Origin of the sequence: Rhizobium sp. RHZ01 (genome assembly GCF_014851595.1) — a bacterium.
In the GTDB taxonomy this organism is placed as follows: domain Bacteria; phylum Pseudomonadota; class Alphaproteobacteria; order Rhizobiales; family Rhizobiaceae; genus Rhizobium; species Rhizobium altiplani.
In genome coordinates this window covers 93,809-115,286 of record NZ_JACUZZ010000009.1, presented here as the reverse complement: position 1 = coordinate 115,286, position 21,478 = coordinate 93,809, and the positions used below count along the sequence as shown (strand labels likewise).

General features: G+C 60.3%; 21 protein-coding genes. 17 read left to right on the top strand and 4 right to left on the bottom strand.

Annotated elements, in window-relative coordinates:
- Positions 1-2 precede the first annotated feature (2 nt).
- Genes IB248_RS12140 through IB248_RS12130 form a run of 3 tightly spaced genes read left to right on the top strand, consistent with a single transcriptional unit; the run spans position 3 to position 2,372 of the window.
- On the top strand, positions 3-638 hold the full coding sequence (locus IB248_RS12140; protein ID WP_192240889.1) for a dimethylsulfoniopropionate lyase: 636 nt from the start codon (positions 3-5) through the stop codon (positions 636-638).
- Positions 635-1,396, top strand: coding sequence for an electron transfer flavoprotein subunit beta/FixA family protein (locus IB248_RS12135; RefSeq protein ID WP_192240888.1), 762 nt, complete (start codon positions 635-637; stop codon positions 1,394-1,396). Before IB248_RS12140 ends, IB248_RS12135 begins: the two co-directional genes overlap by 4 nt.
- 25 nt (positions 1,397-1,421) lie before the next feature.
- On the top strand, positions 1,422-2,372 hold the full coding sequence (locus IB248_RS12130) for an electron transfer flavoprotein subunit alpha/FixB family protein (RefSeq protein ID WP_192240887.1): 951 nt from the start codon (positions 1,422-1,424) through the stop codon (positions 2,370-2,372).
- 43 nt (positions 2,373-2,415) lie between these two features.
- Here the strand turns inward: IB248_RS12130 and IB248_RS12125 are convergent, their stop codons facing one another.
- Genes IB248_RS12125 through IB248_RS12110 form a run of 4 tightly spaced genes read right to left on the bottom strand, consistent with a single transcriptional unit; the run spans position 2,416 to position 6,626 of the window.
- The gene (locus IB248_RS12125) at positions 2,416-2,910 is read right to left on the bottom strand and encodes a DUF1643 domain-containing protein (protein ID WP_192240886.1); all 495 of its coding nucleotides are present in this window, start codon (positions 2,908-2,910) and stop codon (positions 2,416-2,418) included.
- A gap of 58 nt (positions 2,911-2,968) precedes the next feature.
- Positions 2,969-4,243 carry a Xaa-Pro peptidase family protein gene (locus tag IB248_RS12120; RefSeq protein ID WP_192240885.1) on the bottom strand — a complete coding sequence of 425 codons (1,275 nt, stop codon included), beginning with the start codon at positions 4,241-4,243 and terminating at the stop codon, positions 2,969-2,971.
- Between the two features lie 51 nt (positions 4,244-4,294).
- Positions 4,295-5,383, bottom strand: coding sequence for an FAD-binding oxidoreductase (locus IB248_RS12115; protein WP_192240884.1), 1,089 nt, complete (start codon positions 5,381-5,383; stop codon positions 4,295-4,297).
- The gene (locus tag IB248_RS12110; RefSeq protein ID WP_192240883.1) at positions 5,373-6,626 is read right to left on the bottom strand and encodes an aromatic ring-hydroxylating dioxygenase subunit alpha; all 1,254 of its coding nucleotides are present in this window, start codon (positions 6,624-6,626) and stop codon (positions 5,373-5,375) included. Before IB248_RS12110 ends, IB248_RS12115 begins: the two co-directional genes overlap by 11 nt.
- A 108-nt stretch (positions 6,627-6,734) precedes the next feature.
- Here IB248_RS12110 and IB248_RS12105 point away from each other — a divergent pair, with 108 nt between their 5' ends.
- The 14 genes from IB248_RS12105 to IB248_RS12040 all read left to right on the top strand — a co-directional run bounded on the left by IB248_RS12105 (position 6,735) and on the right by IB248_RS12040 (position 21,430).
- Positions 6,735-7,622 (top strand): LysR substrate-binding domain-containing protein, encoded by an 888-nt coding sequence (locus tag IB248_RS12105; protein ID WP_192240882.1) that lies wholly within the window; start codon positions 6,735-6,737, stop codon positions 7,620-7,622.
- 243 nt (positions 7,623-7,865) lie between these two features.
- A complete protein-coding gene (locus IB248_RS12100) occupies positions 7,866-8,573 on the top strand; it encodes a GntR family transcriptional regulator (RefSeq protein WP_169680423.1) in 708 nt (235 codons plus the stop codon).
- Positions 8,574-8,727: 154 nt separating this feature from the next.
- On the top strand, positions 8,728-9,615 hold the full coding sequence (locus IB248_RS12095) for a dihydrodipicolinate synthase family protein (protein WP_192240881.1): 888 nt from the start codon (positions 8,728-8,730) through the stop codon (positions 9,613-9,615).
- A gap of 1 nt (position 9,616) precedes the next feature.
- Entirely contained in the window at positions 9,617-10,963 is a 1,347-nt protein-coding gene (locus IB248_RS12090; RefSeq protein ID WP_192240880.1) for an FAD-binding oxidoreductase, read from the top strand.
- A 387-nt stretch (positions 10,964-11,350) separates the two neighbouring features.
- On the top strand, positions 11,351-12,067 hold the full coding sequence (locus IB248_RS12085) for a GntR family transcriptional regulator (RefSeq protein ID WP_169680419.1): 717 nt from the start codon (positions 11,351-11,353) through the stop codon (positions 12,065-12,067).
- Positions 12,064-12,978 carry a dihydrodipicolinate synthase family protein gene (locus IB248_RS12080; RefSeq protein ID WP_192240879.1) on the top strand — a complete coding sequence of 305 codons (915 nt, stop codon included), beginning with the start codon at positions 12,064-12,066 and terminating at the stop codon, positions 12,976-12,978. Before IB248_RS12085 ends, IB248_RS12080 begins: the two co-directional genes overlap by 4 nt.
- A complete protein-coding gene (locus IB248_RS12075) occupies positions 12,971-14,488 on the top strand; it encodes an aldehyde dehydrogenase (RefSeq protein ID WP_192240878.1) in 1,518 nt (505 codons plus the stop codon). Before IB248_RS12080 ends, IB248_RS12075 begins: the two co-directional genes overlap by 8 nt.
- On the top strand, positions 14,485-15,831 hold the full coding sequence (locus IB248_RS12070) for an FAD-binding oxidoreductase (RefSeq protein ID WP_192240877.1): 1,347 nt from the start codon (positions 14,485-14,487) through the stop codon (positions 15,829-15,831). The genes IB248_RS12075 and IB248_RS12070 overlap by 4 nt, the downstream gene beginning before the upstream one ends.
- 81 nt (positions 15,832-15,912) lie before the next feature.
- Positions 15,913-16,764 carry a glycine betaine ABC transporter substrate-binding protein gene (locus tag IB248_RS12065; protein ID WP_062368316.1) on the top strand — a complete coding sequence of 284 codons (852 nt, stop codon included), beginning with the start codon at positions 15,913-15,915 and terminating at the stop codon, positions 16,762-16,764.
- 83 nt (positions 16,765-16,847) lie between these two features.
- Positions 16,848-17,939, top strand: a complete 1,092-nt coding sequence (locus tag IB248_RS12060; protein WP_192240876.1) for a glycine betaine/L-proline ABC transporter ATP-binding protein — start codon at positions 16,848-16,850, stop codon at positions 17,937-17,939.
- Positions 17,940-17,962: 23 nt separating this feature from the next.
- On the top strand, positions 17,963-18,811 hold the full coding sequence (locus IB248_RS12055; protein ID WP_192240875.1) for a proline/glycine betaine ABC transporter permease: 849 nt from the start codon (positions 17,963-17,965) through the stop codon (positions 18,809-18,811).
- Entirely contained in the window at positions 18,808-19,659 is an 852-nt protein-coding gene (locus IB248_RS12050) for an ABC transporter permease subunit (RefSeq protein WP_192240874.1), read from the top strand. Before IB248_RS12055 ends, IB248_RS12050 begins: the two co-directional genes overlap by 4 nt.
- Positions 19,660-19,675: 16 nt before the next feature.
- Entirely contained in the window at positions 19,676-20,689 is a 1,014-nt protein-coding gene (locus tag IB248_RS12045) for a GlxA family transcriptional regulator (RefSeq protein ID WP_192240873.1), read from the top strand.
- Complete coding sequence (locus IB248_RS12040; protein WP_192240872.1) at positions 20,690-21,430, top strand: MOSC N-terminal beta barrel domain-containing protein; 741 nt, start codon at positions 20,690-20,692, stop codon at positions 21,428-21,430.
- Positions 21,431-21,478 lie beyond the last annotated feature (48 nt).

The following is a 21,478-nucleotide window of genomic DNA, read 5'->3' as shown; positions in this document are numbered from 1 at the left end:
CAGTGGCACAACGGGCCGAACAGCTACAGCTTCTAATCGACGCCGCCGATGTGGCATTCGATGAATATGCCAGGGATCCGGAAGCCCGCCGTTCGCTCGGTCAGGCATTTTCGGTGCTTCAGACGTCAGGCGGACAGCTCTCGGAAAACGGGCGACAGCTACCGGTGTGCCAGTTCTTGTCGAAGATTTCGGTCGACGTCGATTCGCCGGTGCTTGGGGAACTCCTCGCTCGCTTCCAGGCAGTTGAACCCCTCCTTATCTGGCGGCATCGTCAGGACATGTCCGGCACCGCAAGTGAAAACTTTCAGGACGGGCATGCGAACGCGATGATCGTCGGGCCGGGAGGCTTGGAGGAGCGCAATGACGTCTGGCTTGGTGCCACATTGATGGCGCCGAATGTGCGATATCCCGATCACGACCATGCCCCCGAAGAAATCTATCTGGTGATGTCCGCGGGAGAGTTCCGGCATGGGGACTCTGGCTGGTTCTCACCTGGTATCGGCGGATCCTTCTACAACCCGCCAGGGATAAGGCATGCCATGCGATCGACGGATCAGCCGCTGTTTGCGTTCTGGGTGCTCCTGCCCGAACGAGGCGCTGGTTCGACCCCGAACTCTAACGGACAGGTGCAGCCATGAAAATTCTCGTCCCCGTGAAGCGGGTGGTTGATTACAACGTGAAGATCCGCGTGAAGCCGGATGGCACGGGCGTCGAGCTTTCGAATGTGAAGATGTCGATGAACCCGTTCGACGAGATCTCGGTCGAGGAGGCGTTGCGGCTGAAGGAAGCCGGCAAGGCCGAGGAGGTGATCGTCGTGTCGATCGGCCCGGCCAAGGCCGAAGAGACGCTGCGCACAGCACTTGCCATGGGTGCCGACCGCGCCATCCTGGTGGAGACCGACGATGCCGTCGAGCCGCTCACTGTGGCCAAGATCCTCAAGGGCGTCGTCGACGCCGAACAGCCGGGCTTGATCATCACAGGCAAGCAGGCGATCGATGACGACAGCAACCAGACCGGCCAGATGCTGGCGGCGCTGCTCGGCGCGGCGCAGGCGACCTTCGCCTCGAAGATCGAGATCGAAGTTGCTGGCCCTGGGGGTAAGGCCCAGGTGACGCGCGAGGTCGATGGCGGCCTGCAGACGATCGAGGTCAAGCTGCCGGCCGTGGTCACATCAGATCTGCGCTTGAACGAGCCGCGCTACGCCTCGCTGCCGAACATCATGAAGGCGAAGAAGAAGCCGCTCGACAAGAAGAGCCCTGCCGACTTCGGCGTCTCCACCGCGCCGCGTCTGAAGGTCTTGAAGACCGAGGAGCCGTCCGGCCGCAAGGCAGGCGTCAAGGTCAAGTCGGTCGCCGAGTTGGTCGAAAAGCTGAAGACCGAAGCCGGCGTGCTTTAAAGGTTCGAGAAAGGGAGATATATCCATGGCCATTCTTCTTCTGGCTGATCACGACGGCAACCACCTTTCCGACCAGACCGCCAAGACGCTGACCGCGGCGACACAGATCGCCAAGGAACAGGGAAGCGAAGTGACCGTGCTTGTCGCCGGCGCCGGCGCCAAGGCCGCGGCCGAACAGGCTGCCAAGCTCTCGGGCGTCTCCAAGGTGCTGGTTGCCGAGGACGCAAGCCTTGCCAACAACCTCGCCGAGCCGTTGGCCGCCCTGATCGTTTCGCTGGCCGCAAGCTATGATACGATCATCGCCGCCGCCACCTCGACCGGCAAGAACGTCATGCCGCGCGTCGCCGCCCTGCTCGATGTCGCGCAGGTCTCCGAAATAACAGAGGTGGTTTCGGCTGACACCTTCAAGCGGCCGATCTATGCCGGCAACGCCATCCAGACGGTGCAGGCGACCGACGCCAGACGAGTCATCACCGTGCGCACCGCCTCGTTCTCCCAGGCCGTTCCCCAAGGCCTAACTGCTGCCGTCGAGGAAATCTCGACGGCAGCTCTTTCTTCATCGCCACTGTCGACCTTCGTCAAGGACGCGCTGTCGGCCTCCGACCGCCCGGAACTGACCTCTGCGAAGATCATCATCTCCGGGGGTCGTGCGCTGGGTTCCGCCGAAAAGTTCAGGGAAGTCATCCTGCCGGTCGCCGACAAGCTCGGTGCCGCCGTCGGCGCCTCGCGTGCTGCCGTCGATGCCGGTTACGCCCCGAACGACTGGCAGGTCGGCCAGACCGGCAAGGTCGTCGCCCCTGATCTCTACATCGCCTGCGGCATCTCAGGCGCCATCCAGCACCTCGCCGGCATGAAGGATTCGAAGGTCATCGTCGCGATCAACAAGGACGAGGAGGCCCCGATCTTCCAGGTTGCCGACTACGGCCTCGTCGCCGATCTCTTCGACGTCCTGCCAGAGCTGGGGCAGTCCGTCTAGCCCAGCGTTAATGCGACTTTTCGATCGGGTGCGGCTGGGGAAATCACGAGTTTAGGATTTGGAATGGCTTTGGTTCGGCTGCGGCGGAAATATAGAGCGGGTGGGACGGGTACCCGCCCGCCGTGACCTCAAGCGCGTAGAGCTTCGATGTTGCAAGCATTCGACAAACGCCGGAGGCTCGATCAAGGTAGGCGCCATGCCTTCCCCAACCGCAGACGATGCAATCGCAGCTTACGGACATTTTACGCAAGTAACGATCGTTTTCCGGCCCAACGGGGTCCTCCCATTCGTAGATCAGTCTTGGCTTTGGCGATCGGAGAGCAAAGAGATTTCCGATAACAAGACCACCGAACCCCCACGATTTTGCAAAGGCGATACATCTGCGAAGCGTCGGATCGATGCTGTGGGCGTCGGCGGTGGACGGATTGAGCATCAGGAAGCCAACAGCTTCCTTCCGAGGGTCCCACTGCCGCTCCAGCCGGTAGCGGTAGCAGCCACACTCTGAAAACAGTGCAGACGAGATGGTGAAGTCGCTCATTCGCCTTTCCGTCATCTGCCAATCCTGATGCGTTGCCAGACCGGGCGCACCCACTGCTTCAGATGTCCTCCCAGGGGAAAGAGTCCAGCCGCTCCGCCCCACGGGATGTGACAAGCACTTGAGTTTCCAGCTTGATGCTCTCCGAACCTGCCTCCGCGATCAGACTTTCGACATTGAGAACCATGTTCTCTTCAATGAAACCGCCGAAGTTCTGGTCGAAATCGGGGTGCAGCAGGATGCCGGGCCATTCGTCGGCCATTCCAGTCCCATGCACTGCCAGAGTATAGCGATAAGGCTGGTACTTTTCAGGAATGCGCCAGCTCCTTTCGTTGAATTCGACGAATGTCATGCCGGGACGAATGATCGACAGGTTGTGCTCGATCTGGTCCAGTGCTGCGGAATAAAGCTCCCTTTGCCTGTCATTCATTGCCACATGGCCGCAGGTCCACGAGCGCGAGAGGTCGGCGCAATATCCGTACGGTCCGATCATGTCGGTATCGAAAGAGATCATCTCGCCGCGCTTTGTCACGTAGTCGGAGCACTCCTGGTACCAGGGATTGGTCCTTGGGCCGGCGGTCAACAGCTTCGTCTCGAGCCACTCGCCGCCGCTTCGGGCGTTTTCAAAGTGCAGCTCCGCCCAGATTTCCCGCTCGGTTCGTCCGGGCTCGGACATCTCGTACATGCGCGCCATGCCGGCTTCACACACACGGATCGTCCAGCGCATCAGTTCGATTTCTTCGGGGCTTTTGATCGAGCGCGCTCGTTCGGCCAGTTCCTGGCCGTCGAGCAACTGAAAACCGCGCTTTCGAAGCTCGGATGCCGGCGCTGGTTCCAGCCTGTCGACCGCGAGCCTCTTGTTGCGACCGTGGGACGTCAGGATATCTGCAATCTCGTCGGCCCAGTCCTGCATCCTTTGCTCGACCAGATTGCCTGACGTGAAGAACAGGAAGGATTTCGACGTCCGGATTTCATCGATACCGGGAAGTCCGTCATTGACGTGCTCTGCGCCCTCGAATTCGAACATGATTGCCGGGCCATCAGCCAGAATGAGCGCATATCGGGAGGGGTTATGCATCGTCCAGATGCTCATGTTCGATGAATCGAACGCATAACGGATGTTGACGGGATCGTATAAGAGCAGCGCCGAACAATCCCATTCCCGCATTTTCGATCGAAGGCGGGTCAGACGATATCGTCGCGCGGTATCGAGCGTCTGGAGGGGGATCGGACTGATGAGCGGCCGGTCGGTTCCTGCTGGATTGAGATAGGCCTGCTTGCGTTCGTCCTTGAATACCGAGGAGCCCTGGTCGGAAATGCTGTCGCTAAGCAGCATGGTCGATCCCTAATTGTTGTCGAAGGAGAGGGTGCCGGGCCTGTGCCGGCCCTAGCGGTCAATCACCAAGTCGCTGAGAGGCTTGGAGCAGCAAGGCAGGAACAACCCGGCGTCGATCTCTCTTTGCCTTATGCCGCCATTGTGGTTCATATCCACCGCACCGGAAACCAGCTTCGACTTGCAGGTACCGCAGACGCCGTTGGAGCAGGATGACGGCAGCCGCACGCCCGATTTCTTGGCGCAGGAAAGCACCGTCTGGTCGTCTGCGACCTCGATCTTTTTCGATTGTTTGGCGAACTCGACCTGGAAAACCTTGTTTGGGATCGTGGCCTCGCCGATGGCCGCCGGTTCCTCGATGATGGCGGCGTCGAAGCTCTCTTCGATGTAGCTCCCCTGGGGCACGCCGAGTTGCGCGGTGATCGAGCGTGCCGCGGCCATGAAAGGTGCTGGACCGCAGCACATTACGGTTCTTTCCGCGATATCCGGCACGGCGAGCTTCAGGAATTCGGGCGAGATGCGCCCCGTCAGCCCCGGCCAGGATGGCTCTCCATCGACGCTTTCGGGCAGAAACTGCAGGCGAAGACCCTTCATTCGTGCCGCAAGACAGCTCAACTCATCGCGAAAGATCAGGTCGACCGGCGAGCGGGCGGCATGAAGAAAGACGATGTCGGCAGGCTCGCAGCGATCCGCAAGACCGCGCAGAATGGACATCACTGGCGTAATGCCGGAGCCGCCGGAAAGAAGCAGAAGCTTCGGCGCGGCAACGCGCGGGCAGACGAAATAGCCGAGCGGGCCCTGAGCCTTCACGGTCATCCCGCTTTGCATGTTGTCATGAAGCCAGTTCGATATTCTTCCGTTCACGACGCGCTTCACCGTCACGGTGAAAGCGTTGGAGCGGTGCGGTGACGAGGAGATGCTGTAGCAGCGGGCCTCGGCGTCATCGCCCATCGGGAAGTCGAAGAGGAAGTATTGCCCGCCGTCGAAGCTGAAGCGCTTGCCTTGCGGCGACGCAAAGGTGAAGCTCTTGACGTCATGAGTTTCCTGATGGACGTCCAGGCACACCAGTGTGTCGTCGTGCTCGGGATCCCATGTATCGCGCGAGACTGAGCCGTCCTGCTTCAGTGCGAAATCAATATCCATTTGCGCGCATCCGATCGATATACCAGGTTGCGAACTTGTCGAGGTTCGTCTCCGAGAATTGCGAGTAGGGGCCCGGCAGATAAGCAGGATCGAGCGCGCCGGCATGGGAGCGCGCCACCAGGTCAGCGTCCTGGTCGGTTGTGGCAATCCAGACGTCAGTGAGCTTGTCGTGATCGTAATCGACGCCCTCGACTGCATCCTTGTGCACCAGCCACTTCGTCCGCACGAGCGTCTTGCCCGCGGACAGCGGGATCACGATGGCGATCACAGCATGATCGCCCATGAAGTGGTTCCAGGAGTTGTGACCCCAGAGATGGGTGTCCCCCAGGTCCTTCCGCGTCATCTGGCCGAGCAGCCGCGATGATGCGGCGGTGGCGTCATGGGTCTGGGACTCGCCTGCGCCGGCGATGATCAGCCTTTGCGTGCGGAAATTCGTGGCGCAGTCGGAGAGTTGCTCGACGGCGGCAGATGGGAAGCCATCCGCCTCCCATGCCCTGGTCCGCTCCTCATACAGCCGGAAATGCTCTTCAGCCTGCGCGCGATCCTCAGGGTTCAAGGTTTCCGGGTCAAAGCCGAAGTCGAGGTCGACGAAGGACACGCAGAGCTCGGGATGGTTTGCCGAACAGTGGTAGCACTCACGATTGTTCTCCATCGTCAGCTTCCAGTTGCCCTCCTCGATCACATCAGTCTGATGCGCGACCTTCGCATTGCGAATGTCGTAGGGAGCAAGGCGCTCGACCATCGTGCTTTCGAGGACGTCGATGTCCTCTGGTGGGGTGTCGGAAAGGCAGACATAAATGAGCCCGCCGATCGACTTGAAGGTCACAGGCTTCAGTCCGTGACAGTCCTTGTCGAAGTCCTTGCCCATGTGGGGAGCATAGCTGAGCTCTCCCGTAAGCTCATAGGTCCAGGTGTGATAGGGGCAGACCAGCTTTGAAACGATCGTTTTTCCTGCGTCCAACAGGCGCGAGCCACGGTGGCGACAGACGTTGTGCAGCACCCGGATGTCGCCGTCGTCATCTCGCAGAAGGATGAGGCTCGTCTTGCCGATGTCGATGACAGTGGCATCGCCAGCTTCCGGGACGTCGCAGTCGAGACCGATGCAGATCCAGTGTTTGTGGAAGAAAACGTCGATGTCCGCTTCGAAGACGTCTTCACGCGTATAGAGACCGGCGGGCAGCGAGTGCCCGTTCGTGCGAGCGTCGAGAAGGGCGGAGATGGAAGAGGGAAGTTTGTTTAGCATGAGAGCCCCTTATGCTTGCCTTCCTGCAGACTGCTCTTGCTCCCAAGGCTCTTCAACGGCATAAATTCTCAAGTTCGCATAATGAATGGTAATGTGACGGGGCATGAAATGCAGTTTCGCAGGCGTTTGCCGTCGATGACGGCGCTGATCATGCTGGAAGCGGTCCTTCGCCGAAAGAGTTTTACCCTTGCGGCAGGCGAGCTCGGGGTTACCCAGGCGGCCGTCAGCAGGCAAATCGCGCTGCTGGAAGAAGAGCTGGGGCAGCCGATGTTCGTGCGCAAGCACCGCGCGATCGAGCCGACTGCCGCCTGCCTCGTGCTGGGGGCGTCGCTCGCGCAGAGCTTCTCGAACATTTCCGATGCGATCGATGCCATCAAGGGGGCGGCCCAGGATGTGGTCACCATCGGCGCGACCGTGGCTTTCTCGTCGTTCTGGCTGCTTCCGCGGCTCGCCGATTTTCGCGATCAGAATCCGGGCATTCAGATCCGCGTCATCTCCCAGGATGCGAAAATCGATCTGGACAGCGGTGCCGTCGATCTTGCCATCCGTTTCGGGCTGCCACCTTTCAACGACGCAACGGTGATCGCCTCGCGCGGCGACGTCATAATGCTCGTCTGCTCGCCTGACTACCTCGACCGGCGTGGCAACGGCCCATTGGCCGCGACTGACGAGTTCATCGAGACCGATGCTGAAGACCGATCCTGGCTGTCGTGGGGCCAATGGCTCGCCGAACTTGGCGTGCACTTCGAGGTGAAGCCGTCTCTGCGCTTCAGTCACTACACGGAGACGATCTTCGCTGCGCGCGCCGGTCAGGGGGTTGCGCTTGGCTGGGGCACCCTTGTTCAGACATTCCTTGATGACGGCACGTTGGTGGCGCTCGATGAGACGAGACTGTCCCCGGAAGGCCGGTACAATGTCCTGCTGCCATTGAAATCCAGAAGGACGGTGGCGATCGACCGGGCCTCGTCGTGGCTTACCGCTGCGCTTCACAAGTGATTGTGCCGCCGTCCTGAGCGACAATGGCCATTGGCTCCAGTCGTGCAAGAAATCTGACTCCCAGCCATTTCTTGCGCAGCCAAGCGCGCCGGCCGGGCACCAAGAGCACGTTCGAAGCCATCCCGAAACTGTCGTTGATATCTAGCGTCCGAGCTTCCTTGAGCAGATCCAGGAAGAGGAAATTTGACGTGTGACTTGACTGTCTATCATATGTCTACATAATGTCTTCCAAAAGGAGATCCAATGATTGACGGCATGATCACCGACCCTCCGAACATCGACCGCAAGGCCAGCCTCGGTCTTGCGCTGCGACAACGGATCCTGACCATGGAGCTTGCTCCGGGCGCGGTCCTGGACGAGGTGGCGCTCAGCGAGGAGTTCGGCCTGTCGCGCCCGCCGGTGCGAGAACTGATGCGCCAGATGGCCGGCGAAGGCTACATCGAGTTGGAGGCCAACCGGGCTGCGCGGGTCAGCTCGATGAGCTACCAATCCCTGCGGGATTTCTTTCTTCTGGCGCCGATGATCTACATCACGGCAAACAAGCTTGCCGCCGAGAACCGGACCCGGGCGGAACTCGACGCTCTCAGGCAGATCCAGCAATCCTTCCAGAAGGCGATCGATGCCAACGATGTGGACGGTCGCGTGTTCTACAACGATCAGTTTCATCGCCAGCTCGGCGAAATGGCTCACAACGTCTATCTCGTTCCGAGCCTCCGCAGGCTTCAGATCGACCACGCCCGGATCGGGAAGATCTTCTACACGCATCCAAATACGCCGCGTATGCAGGAGGAGCTCGAACTTGCTTCCAGGCAGCACGAGGAAATGATCGAAGCCGTCGAACGGCGCGACGTCGACGCTGCGGGTGAGCTTGCGCGCCTGCATCTCGAACTCTCTCGCAGAAACATGGCGATGTATGCCACCCCGGAGGGTCTCGAGGCGCCGACGCTCTAGAGGCCGACATCGCGACCTCATCGGCGCGCTTGCCGGGGGTAAGATTCTGATCATGCGGCGCGCGACATTCGATGTTCGCGCGGCCGAACAATGCGGGCTGCTCACGGCAATCTTGCACGAGCTTGCGACAGGTTACCTCAGGAGGATCAAACGAATGTCAGAGTTCCAGTTTCCAGGCCTCAATCTCGCGATCACCACGCCTTTCGACGACGCGGGGCGGATCGACTACATCAGTCTGGAGCGCAACATTGAGCGATATCTGGCGGCTGGCGTTCGCAGCTTCCTCCTCAGTTCGGGAACAGGCATGCACGTCTATCTTTCCAAGGAGGAATCCGAGGGGCTGATCAGACGTGGGGCGCGGATCGTGAATGGTAGGGCCAAGATCATCGCCCAAACCTCTGCGCTTCTCGTTGAAGAGGCCGTGGAGCGCACGGCGCGCGCCCGCGATGCCGGCGCCGAAGGCGTGATGGTTCTTCCGCCGTTCTTCGAAGGGCCGACCGACGACCAGGGCATCGTCGACTTCTACGCCGAGGTTGCCGGGGTTGGCCTTCCGGTGATCGGTTACAACGTTCCGCAGGCTGTCGGTGTCGCGATCACGCCGGAGCTATTGCTCAAGTTAAGCGAAATTCCCGGCTTTTGCGCCGTCAAGGATAGCGGTGGCGATCTCGGCAAGCAGGCGGAACTCATTCGCACCGGCAAGTTCGTCATGAATGGCGCCGACAATCTCGTTCCCTACGCGCTTTATGCCGGCTGCCACGGTCTGATCTGGGGAGGCGCGAACTTTGCGCCCAGAACATGCCTCGCAATCGTCGATGCCGCCGCCAGGGGGAACTGGGCTGAGACCCGTGAGCTCTGGAAGCTGCTCGAGCCGGTGATGGCCCTTCTTTCAAAGGGCGACTACGTTCAAACCGTCTATGCTGCCGCGCATCTGGCTGGATACGGTGCCGGGTCCCCGAGAAAGCCCCTGCGCGCGCTTTCGTCCGATCGCATTCCGGCGCTGCGGCAGTCGATCGAAACGCTCATCGAGCGGGAGGCGATTTGACGTGCCGCGCACTTCCAACGAGGTCTTCGTCGCATCCAGGCTTCCGAAACGCGCCGGTGTTTCAGGCTGGGTGGCGACGCTCCCGTCGCGAAGGCCGCATCCAGCGCTGCATGGTTCGTCTACCGCTGATGTCGCGATCATCGGCGCCGGCTTTGCCGGCCTTTCCGCGGCCCGGCGGATTTCGCGCCTCGACCCCGCCGTGCGTGTTGCGATCCTGGAAGCAGGGATCGTCGGTGAGGGGCCGGCAGGTGCGAATTCGGGCTTCATCATCGACCTTCCGCACGAGGTTTCTGCCGACGATTTCAATGGAGAATCCGAGGACAGGTTCAGCCAGTCCGTCCTGATACAGCGCTCGGCGATTGCCTTGGCCACGGAAATGGCCGTCGAATATGGCTGGGGCAGCGACATTTTCGACCAGTGCGGGCGATATAGTGTTGCGATCAGTCCCGAAGGCGACAAGCACCTCACGGATTACGCAGCGCGTCTTTCCAAGATGGGCGAGGATCACCGATTGCTGAGTGCCGGCGACATTGCGGCCGTGACCGGATCGTTCGCCTACACGTCCGGTCTCTTTATGCCCGGTACGGTTATTGTTCAACCGGCCGCCTATATTCGCGCTGTTGCCGACGGCTTGAACGAGTCGATCAGACTTTACGAGCAGACGCCGGCGCTTTCGTTCGAGCGTTTCGGGAACGGCTGGCTCATCAAGACGCCGCAGGGCTCGGTGCAGGCGGAAAAGATCATTCTGGCAAACAACGGTCACGCAGAAAGCTTCGGCTTCTTCCGGGGGCAGCTTTTGCATGTCTTCACATACGCCTCGCTTACAGAAGAGTTCGATCCCTCTCGCCTTGGCGGAGAACGGAAATGGGCGGCAACGCCAGCTCTGCCGATGGGAACCACCGTTCGCCGTATCAACACGACAGGCGGTGACCGGATTCTGATCCGCTCGCGTTACAGCTACAATCCGGGCATCAAGGTGAATGACGCCGCGATCGTGCGGGCCGGGTACCTGCATGACGGGAAGTTTGTTCAGCGCTTCCCCAGCCTACATGGTGTGGGAATGCAGTATCGCTGGGCGGGCGCCATGGCTCTGACACGCAATCATGTCCCGGCCTTTGGCGAAATCGCGCGCAACGTGTTTGCCGCATGCGGCTGCAATGGCCTTGGGGCCTCGAACTCGACGGCATCGGGAATTGCTGCCGCCGAACTCGCTCTGGGTCACGAGTCCGAACTCGGCCGGGTCTACGCCAGACTGGCCGCGCCGACGGCACTGCCGCCGCAGCCGCTCACAACGATCGGCGCGAAGCTCCATCTTGCATATCGCGAATGGCGTGCCGGGGCAGAGTGATCGCCGGGTCCGACCTAAGGGTTTCTTAGTACTCTAAAGCGCTAAGCCACCGGCCTCGTCGGAGAAAGCCGCGCTGGAGCTGGGTGCGCACCACCGCTTGTGGTCCTCGATCATTCGCTCTTGGACGACGAGAGTCCCAGCCGGTCGCCATCGTTGATCTGCGCCTCTCCCCGCTTTTCCAAGGCCAATATTGGACATCTCGCTCCCGGTTTTGCGAACGATGAAATAGAAAAACACCAAGGAATATCAATTACATATAGACACGCTCCCCTGAAATTGTATTTCCATTAAACTTTTATTGTGTACGCAAAGTACACAATTTATTGACAGCATATTAGATGCGTGCCATGTTTTAGCCATAGCCCAACCAACGGCGTGGAGTGACGCATGGCGAAGACCGTGAAGAGCAACCTGTACGAGGACTTGAAACGTCAAATCCTGACAATGGAGCTCGATCCAGACGCCGATCTCGATGAAGCCAGCCTGAGCGAACGCTATGGCCTTTCCCGGACGCCGGTGCGGGACATCTTCCGGCGGCTGGCAGGCGAGGGCTATGTCGATATTCGTGAGAACCGCGGCGCGCGCGTCATTCCGATGAACCACGCCACGCTCAGAAACTTCTTCCTGGTTGCGCCGATGATCTATGCGGCCATCGGGCGTCTGGCGGTGCAGAACTTCAAGTCACAGCAGCTGGCAGACTTGAAGCGGACGCAGGATCGCTTCCGCAAGGCGAGCGCGAACGGCGATGCGCTGGACATGGTCCTCGAGAACAATCGTTTCCACGAGATCTTCGGTGAGATGTCGGCAAACGTGTACTTGCAGCCAAGCCTCGGCCGTCTGCTCATCGACCACGCCCGAATTGGCCACACCTTCTTCCGACCGAAGAACGAGGACATGAAGCGCAGGCTTCAGCTGGCGGTCGAACACCATGACGCATTCATCGAAGCGCTTTCGGCGCACGACGAAGATGCCGTCGTCGATCTCGTCTTCGAGCACTGGGAATTGTCCCGCGAGAACATGGAGATGTTCATCGCGCCGCAGGGGCTCAAGGCGGACGTCCTGATCGGCGGTCCCGCCGCCAAAACATTGGAGAAATCACAGTGAAGTTCGAGGGGATCTATACCCCGGCCATCACGCCGCTCGATGCAAGCGGACAGATTGACCGGAAGGCTTTCGCGGCGGTGCTGGAGTCTCTGATCGAGGCCGGGGTTCACGGGATTATCGTCGGCGGATCGACCGGCGAGTACTACGCCCAGACAAGCCAGGAGCGCTTCGACCTGGCGTCCCAGGCGAAGGACGTCATCGCAAACCGCTTGCCGCTCATCATCGGAACGGGCGCGACCAGGACTGAGGATTCGGTCGAATACGCGAAGGCCGCCAAGGAAATCGGCGCCGATGCGATCCTCGTTTCCACGCCTCCCTATGCGCTCCCGACCGAGCGGGAAAATGCGGTTCACGCGCTCACCATCGACCGTGCGGCCAATCTGCCGATCATGCTCTACAACTACCCGGCTCGCATGGGTGTGGTGATGGGCGAGGAGTATTTCTCGCGCGTCGGCAAGTCGAGGAATGTCGTCGCCATCAAGGAAAGTTCCGGCGACATGAGCAACCTGCATCTGCTCGCCAGGAAGTTCCCGCATATCGCGCTTTCCTGTGGCTGGGACGACCAGGCGCTGGAGTTCTTCGCATGGGGCGCAAGAAGCTGGGTTTGCGCGGGATCGAATTTCCTGCCGAAAGAGCATGTCGCTCTCTATGAGGCCTGTGTGGTCGAGAGGAATTTCGACAAGGGCCGCGCCATCATGACCGCGATGTTGCCGCTGATGGACTTCCTCGAATGCGGCAAGTTCGTCCAGTCGATCAAGCACGGCTGCGAGATCATCGGCCTTGGGGCCGGTTCGGTGCGCGCGCCGCTTCGCCCGCTCAATTCGGAAGAAAAGCGAACACTCCAGACCGTCGTTGCCACCTTGAAGCGCACGGTCGGCCAGATCACGTCGGGAGCCAATTGTCATGCATGAACCATTGACCGCCGCCGAATACAGGGCGATCGCAGCCGACTTACAGTTTCCGACGAACGCGTTCATTGACGGCGCATTTCGTCCGGCAAGCTCTGGCAAGACTTTCAAGTCCAGCAATCCCGCGACCGGCGAGACCCTTGCCATCGTTGCAGCCTGTGACAGCACGGACGTCGATTGTGCCGTACTCAAGGCGAGGGAGGCGTTCGATGATGGCCGCTGGCGGCTGCGCTCGCCATCCGAGCGCAAAGGCGTGCTCTTGCAGCTTGCCAAGCTGATTGAGCGCAATCGTCACGAGCTTGCCGTGATGGAAAGCCTCGATAGTGGCAAGCCGATCCGCGAGTGCCAGACAGTCGACGTGCCCGATACCATTCATACGCTGCGCTGGCATGCCGAGCTGGTTGACAAGCTCTACGACAACACGGCGCCCGTCGGATCGAATACGCTGACAATGATCGTGCGCGAGCCTGTCGGCGTCGTCGGCTGCGTTCTGCCCTGGAACTTTCCCCTCCTTATGCTTGCATGGAAGATCGGCCCCGCTCTGGCGGCGGGATGCTCCGTCGTCGTCAAACCCGCTGAGGACACGACGCTGACGACGCTTCGCATCGCCGAGCTTGCTCATGAGGCGGGCATCCCTGCCGGCGTCTTCAACGTCGTCACCGGAAGCGGCAAGGATGTCGGCGAGCCACTCGGCCTGCACATGGACGTGGATATGATCGCCTTTACAGGTTCGACGCCGACGGGACGTCGCTTCCTGCGCTATGCGGCGGACTCCAATCTGAAGCGCGTGGTACTCGAATGCGGCGGCAAGAATCCGGCAGTCGTTCTCGACGACGCTGAAGATCTCGACCTTGTCGCCGAGCAGGTCGTCAATGGCGCCTTCTGGAACATGGGCGAGAATTGCTCGGCCACATCGCGGCTGATCGTGCATGAAAGCGTCAAGGACGAGCTGCTCAACCGGATCGGCGCTTACATGCGTGAATGGAAGACCGGCGACCCACTCGACCCGGAAAACCGCATCGGTGCCCTCGTCAACAAGGCTCATTTCGAAAAGGTCGCTACCTTCCTCGACGATGCGAAGAAGGAAAAGCTTTCTGTCGCGCACGGCGGCAAGACGCGCGACGGCATCTTCGTCGAGCCAACGGTGGTCGAAGGCGTCACCCCGTCCAGCCGGCTTTTCAAGGAGGAGATTTTCGGGCCGGTTCTCTCGGTCACGACTTTCAATTCCATCGCCGAGGCGATCGCCCTCGCCAACGATACGAATTATGGTCTGACGGCTTCGATCTATACCGGAAGTCTCAAGAACGCGATCAAGCTCTCACGCGAAATCCGCGCAGGCGTTGTGACAGTCAACTGCTTTGGAGAGGGGGATGCGACGACGCCGTTCGGAGGCTACAAGGAGTCCGGCTTCGGCGGTCGCGACAAGTCCATCTTCGCCCACGACAATTATTGTGAGCTGAAGACGATCTGGATCGACGTTTCCGATCGCTCGGTCGACGAGACGATCCGATGACGAAGACTGTGGTCAGACGGCTTCCTGCTGAATCCGGCGTCTCTGGCTGGGAGGCGATCAGCAACCGCATTGCCCCCATGCGGACGCTCGAGGGCAGCGTGACGGCCGACTGGCTCATCGTCGGCGCGGGGTTTGCGGGATTGTCCGCGGCGCGACGACTTTCGCAAATCCGACCGCACGACAAGATCGTCGTCATGGAAGCCGGTGAGGTGGCAAAGAGCACGGCAGGCCGAAATTCCGGTTACATGATCGATGTGCCGCACAACCTCTCGGCTGGCGAATATTCCGGCGCCAGCGAGGCGGCAACGACGCTTGAGATGGCGCAAAACCGCTTTGCGATCGATTTCGCAAAAAGTGCCGCGGACGAATACGGGATGTCCCGGGAAACATTCGACCCGTCGGGCAAGATCAATGCCGCTGCAACGGCGAGGGGAATGAGGCTGAACGTCAGCTATGGCGAGTCGCTCCGGCGCATCGGCGAAAAGCACATGTTTCTCGATCGATCCCAAATGCGCGAGCTCACAGGCTCGGACTACTACCTTGGCGGCCTCTACACGCCCGGCGCGGTCATGATCCAGCCAGCTGACTACGTCCGCGGCTTTGCGGCCGGGGTCGGGCAACGTGTGACGATCTTCGAGCGCTCGCCTGTGACGGAACTCCGGCGTGAGGGAGGGACCTGGACCGCCAAATCGACAAACGGGACGGTCACCGCGCCGAAGGTCATCCTGGGCGTCAACGGGCATATCGAGGACTTTGGCCACTTTCGCGGACGGTTGATCCATATATTTGCCTACGCCTCGATGACGGCTCCGTTCGCCGCGGACGATGCCGCGCACGCAGCTTCCGGACAAGACCGGTGGGCCTTGCTCCCGGCCGATGCCATGGGGGCGACGGTTCGCAAGATCACATCGAACGGCCTTTCGCGGATCGTGCTTCGGACGAGATACACCTATGACAGAACGATCACCGTCACCGACAAGCGCCTTGCCAAGCTCGCGGCCGCTCATCGTCGGTCGCTGGATGCGCGCTTTCCGAAATTGACCGATTTGCCGTTCCAATACAGTTGGGCCGGACGTCTCTGCCTCAGTCGCAATCATGTGCCGGCCTTCGGCGAAATCGACGACGGGTTGTTCTCGGCCTGCTGCGAAAATGGCCTTGGGACCGTGAAGAGCACGCTTGCCGGCGTGCTGGCTGCCGAGCTGGCGACAGGAACCGGCTCGGAACAACTCGACAAATACATGGATCATGCGGCGCCCACGAGACTGCCGCCCGAGCCGCTGGCATGGCTGGGGATCAATTCTGTGATCCGGTTGCAGGAATTGCGTGCAGGCCGCGAGGGATGATCCCTCGCCGCGCAATGTGAAGACTGAGGCTACCCGCACGTCTTCAATGAAAATGGGAACAAAGAACTAGGAGTAAGAGCAATGAAGGCTTTGTGGAAAGCGCTCTGCGCGGCTGCGATGGTCGGGATCAGCATTCTTCCTGCCCGGGCGGAGGAAAAGACGATCACCATGGGCACGATGTCATGGGAAGACCTGACGCCCATCACCGGTATCACCAAGAAGGTTCTCGAAGACGCCGGCTATACCGTCAAGGTGACCGAGTTCTCCGAATGGGGCATCGCCTATGCTGCTCTTGCCAAGGGCGACATCCAGGTTCTCACCTCGCAGACGGACTATGTCGCTCAGGATTACTGGAACAAGAACAAGAGCCGGCTGGAGAAGATCTCACCGGTTTCGCACGGTCTCTACCAGGGCATCGCCGTCCCGAAATACGTTCCGATCGACTCTCTGGAACAGCTCAATGAGAACGCCGACAAGTTTGGCGGCAAGATCATCGGCATCGAGCCGGGCGCCGGCCTGATGCGGGACTCGTCCAACGCCGTCAAGGACTACGATATCAAGTTGCAGCTTGTCGAAGGCAGCACGGCTGCAATGACGGCGGCGCTCAAGTCGGCCTATGACCGCAAGGAGTGGATCGCCGTCACGATCTGGGAGCCGTCATGGATGGTCCAGAAATACGAGGTGAAGTATCTCAAGGATCCGAAGGGCGTCTTCCCGCCGCCGCAGAGCTACTACTGGATCGGCCAGAAAGGCTTTTCCGAAGAGAACCCTCACGCCCGTGAGGTCATGGCAAGCGTCTACGTTCCGATCGCCGACATCACCGCCATCAACGGCGAGGTGAAGGACGGCAAGACAATGGATCAGGCCGTCGAGGGCTGGATCGCAGCGCACGCTGACCTGATCAAGCGCTGGGAAAACATCAAGAAGAACTAGTTGCGCAGGGCCGTCCGATCCGGTCGGACGGCCTTTGAAGCCCAACGAGAAAAGCCAGCACCAATTGGCTCAAGGGGATCGCTATGAAAGCCGCAAATGCCGATACCAATGAAGTCCTGATTGACTGCCAATCCCTCTGGAAGGTCTTTGGAGACAAGTCCGCCGCCGCCATGAAATCGATCACCGAGCGCGGACTTGGCAAGAAGGACGTGCTGAAGGAGTTCAACTGCGTCGTCGGCGTTTCCAACGCCAGCCTGCAGGTCCGGCGCGGCGAGATCTTCTGCATCATGGGCCTGTCAGGCAGTGGAAAGTCGACGCTCATCCGATTGCTCAACAAGCTGATCACGCCAAGCGCCGGAAAGGTGTTCGTAAAGGGCAAGGATATCGCCGCCTTGTCTCCGGGCGACCTCCGGCAGATGCGCGCCAAGAACATCGGCATGGTATTTCAAAGCGTTGCGCTGCTCCCGCACCGTACGGTGCTCGAAAATGCGGCCTTTGGGCTGGAAGTTCAGGGCATCCCCAAGCCCGAGCGCAACAAGACCGCCAAGGCTGCGCTGGAGACGGTCGGGCTGGCAGACTGGGTCGACCGTTACCCGAAGGAATTGTCCGGCGGCATGCAGCAACGCGTCGGCCTTGCCCGCGCGCTTGCCTCAGATCCGGAAATCATCCTCATGGACGAGCCTTTCAGCGCGCTTGATCCGCTGATCCGTCGTCAGCTTCAGGACGAGTTTCGCCAACTCACAAAATCGCTCGGCAAGTCCGCCGTCTTCATCACCCATGACCTCGACGAAGCGATCCGCATCGGCGATCGCATCGCCATCATGAAGGATGGCGTCATTATCCAGACGGGTACCGCCGAGGAGATCATTCTCAATCCGGCGGATGACTATGTCGCCGAGTTCGTCGCAGGCATATCGCGACTTCACCTGATCAAAGCGCACTCCGTGATGCACAGCGTCAGCGAGTTTCAGCGCAGCGAGCCACACAACGACATCTCATCGCTGGTGCGAACCACTCCGGACGCCGACATCGACGAACTGATCACGTTGACCATGCAGACAGACCGCGACGCTATCGCCGTCGTCGACAACGATCAGGTTGTCGGCGTCGTCACGCCGCGCAGCCTCCTCATGGGCGTCAAGGGCACCTCCAACAGCGATCGCGTGGCCGCCTGATCGCAGAACGGGAGCTGAGTGACATGGACATATCAAGCTTCACAGACATCTTCGACGAATGGACAGACACCGCGCTCGAGTGGGTAAGCGAAAACGGAGAATCCCTCTTCGACTACGTCAGGTGGGTTCTTGAGGGCCTCTACGATGGGATCCTCTGGTTGCTGCAGCTTCCGCCATTCTACGTCGTCGCAATCGTGGTGGCGCTGGTGGGCTGGCGGCTGGTGAACGCCTGGTTTGCGATCCTCAGTGGCGCTGCGCTTCTCCTGTGCTTTTCCATGGGGCTCTGGTCCGAAACAATGAGCACCCTGGCACTGGTTCTGACGGCGACGGTGATTGCGCTCGCGGTCGGCATCCCTGTCGGGATACTGGCAGGCTTCTTTACGGCACTCGACCAGTTCATGGAACCGGGTCTGGACCTGATCCAGACGCTTCCGCCGTACATTTATCTCCTGCCTGCCATCGCGCTCTTGGGCTACGGCCCGGCGACAGCGCTTATCGCCACCATCGTGGTTGCCATGCCGCCGGCAATCCGGCTGACCTCGCTTGGTATCCGCATGACGCCAAGGGAGTTCATCGAGCTTGGTGAGGCAAGCGGAATGCGCCCGAGCCAGATGTTTTTCAAGATCCGCCTGCCATTTGCTCTTCCCAGCATCATGGCTGGCATCAACCAGAGCCTGATGATGGCGTTCGGCATGGTCGTCATCGCCGGTATCGTCGGCTCCGGCGGCCTTGGCGAAACGATCTACGGCGCGATCCGCACGCTCGACATTGCGACATCCATCAACGGGGCGATCGCCATCGTCGTTCTGACCATGGTCATCGACCGCATGACCCAAAGTGCGGGCCGGCTTGGCGCAGGGAGGTATTCATGAACCCTTCGATACTCAAGTTTTCGCCAGGGGCTTTCCTCGCTCCGGCGGTCGACTGGCTGAACACGAACCTGCATCCCTTGTTCGCTGCAATCAGCTATGTGGTGGAGGCAGTGTTGTCGGCAATCGAGGCAGCGCTCCTGTTCGTCCCGCCTTTCGCCCTTATTGCGATTGTCGTCGTCGCGGCCTTCCTTGCGGTCAATCTTCGCGCGGCCATCCTTGCCGGCCTGTGCCTGGGGTTTTGCCTGATCGTGGGGCTTTGGACGGCATCGATGCAGACCGTCGCACTGGTGACGGTCGCCGTCTTGATCTCCGTGCTCATCGCGTTTCCGATTGGCGTCCTCTGCTCGCGCTACAAGACCCTCGAAGCCTTCGTGCGCCCAGTCCTCGATGTGATGCAGACCGTGCCGCCGTGGGTTTATCTCATCCCCGCTGTGATGATCTTCAGCCTTGGGCGGGTGCCGGCCATCATCGCAACGATCGTCTACGGTATTCCGCCGATGCTGCGATTGACGACTTTGGCCTTCAACCAGGTGCCGCACGAATACGTCGAGCTTGGCAGCGCCATCGGAGCGCCCCCTCGTTCCGTGCTCTGGAAGATTGAGATTCCGCTCGCCAAGCAGACTCTGTTGGTCGGCCTCAACCAATGCATTCTTCTTTCCCTGGCCATGGTCGTTCTGGCGGGCCTGGTCGGGGCAGGTGGCCTTGGCGCCGAGGTGACGCGCGGTCTGACCCGCATGGAAATGGGACTGGGCTTGCGCGCGGGTCTCGCAATCGTGGCTGTTGCGCTCTTGCTCGATCGAGTGAGCCGCGGTCTCCTCGATCGCGACAGAGGACCTCGGGCGGCCTGACATGAAGGAGATTGAGATGCGACCAGAAGACTATCGGCAGGCAGGAGCCGTCGGCAAATCCGCCAGCCGACTGAAGGTTGGTTTTGTTCTTGCCCGGTCTTTCACGCTTTCGGCGTTCGCGCTCTTCGTCGATACGCTGCGGCTTGCCAGCGACGAGCATGATCGTTCCGGACGGGTGATGGCGGACTGGCAGGTGCTCGGAAGTACGAGGCATCTGATCGCCTCCAGCTGTGGCGTGCAGGTGGCCCCGACGTCGGATTTCGTGGACCCGGCGAGGTTCGATTACATTGTGGTCGTTGGTGGGCTTCTCACCGCGAGAGACCCGGTCGATCACGATACGGTCAGGTTTCTCAAGCGTGCGGATGCCGCCAAAATCCCGTTGATCGGTCTCTGCACCGGATCGTTCATTCTTGCCGATGCGGGGCTGATGGACGCCCACGAGACCTGCGTGAGCTGGCTTCACTACAAGGAGTTTCGCGAGCGCTTTCCCGATCTCGCCGTGCGGTCGGATCGGATATTCAATCTGGATCGGCAACGCGGCTCCTGTGCCGGTGGCAGCAGTGCAGCCGATATCGCGGCAACCCTGGTGCGGCGGTACATCAGCCGGGAGGCTGAGAGAAATGCCTTGGAGGTCCTCCAGATCGAGAAGGCGCGTTCCGCCGGCGACATTCAGCCTCGGCGCCCGCTACACGACGACTACGAAGATAACCGCGTCAAGGCTGCAATGATCCTGATGGAGCAGCATGTCGAGGGGGGCATGACCATTCCCAGGCTCGCGACGTCGGTTCGCCTGTCGCGGCGACAGCTCGAAAGACTGTTTTTGGAGAAGGCAGGGATGTCTCCCGCGAAAGCCTATACCCGCGTTCGAATGGAGAGGGCACGCGCGCTGCTTGTGCAATCGAAGGCCTCTCTGATCGAAATCGCGCTCGATGTTGGATACGAGAACGCCTCCCACTTCACCCGAACGTTCAAACGCATATTCGGCCAGACGCCAACGCAACTTCGGGCTTCTGCACTGGGGTTTCAATAGATGCGCAAGGTCGGGACAATCAGCGAGTTGTGGCGCTACCCAGTCAGCTCCACCGCAGGCGAACTGATCGAGCAATGCGAGGTCACGGCGACCGGTGTCGTCGGCGATCGTCGGCTTGCGCTCGTTGATGCAGCGACGGGTGTCGTTGCTCATCCTGAGCGCGACAAGCGATGGCAGAAAGCGATCTTCATCAGATCGAGGACCATCTCGGATGGCACCGTGGAAATCAAGTTACCGGGCCACGACTGGCTGTCCGTCGATGCGCCGGGGTTGACGGAAGCTCTCACGGGGTTCTTCGAGTTCGAGGTAACTGTAATGCCATATGAACGCGCAAGGCCGGCGGATGATCGAACCAACTTCGCCATCGACCGGTATGACGTTTCGCCGCTTCACCTTCTGACAAGCGCGTCGGTCGACCATCTGAAGGCCATCCATCCCAACGGAGATCCCGACCGGCGCAGATTTCGCCCGAACATTTTTCTTGAAACCGGGCCGGATCTCTCCGGCTTCGCCGAACTGCAGTGGGTCGATGCACCTGTCCGTCTCGGACATGTCCCCGCAACGGTGATTGCACCGACCAAACGATGCGGGTTTACGATCATCGCTCAGGACGGACTGGAGAACGATCCGGAAATCCTTCGAAATGTGATGAAGTTTGGTAACCGTAACATGGGCGTCTACTGCCGACCCAACGAGCCAGGGGTCGTCCGTGTTGGAGATGCCGTTTTCATTTCCGCATGACCGTCCGGCTGCATCCCTCAGCTTAAGGCCGTCATCCTCGTTGAACCT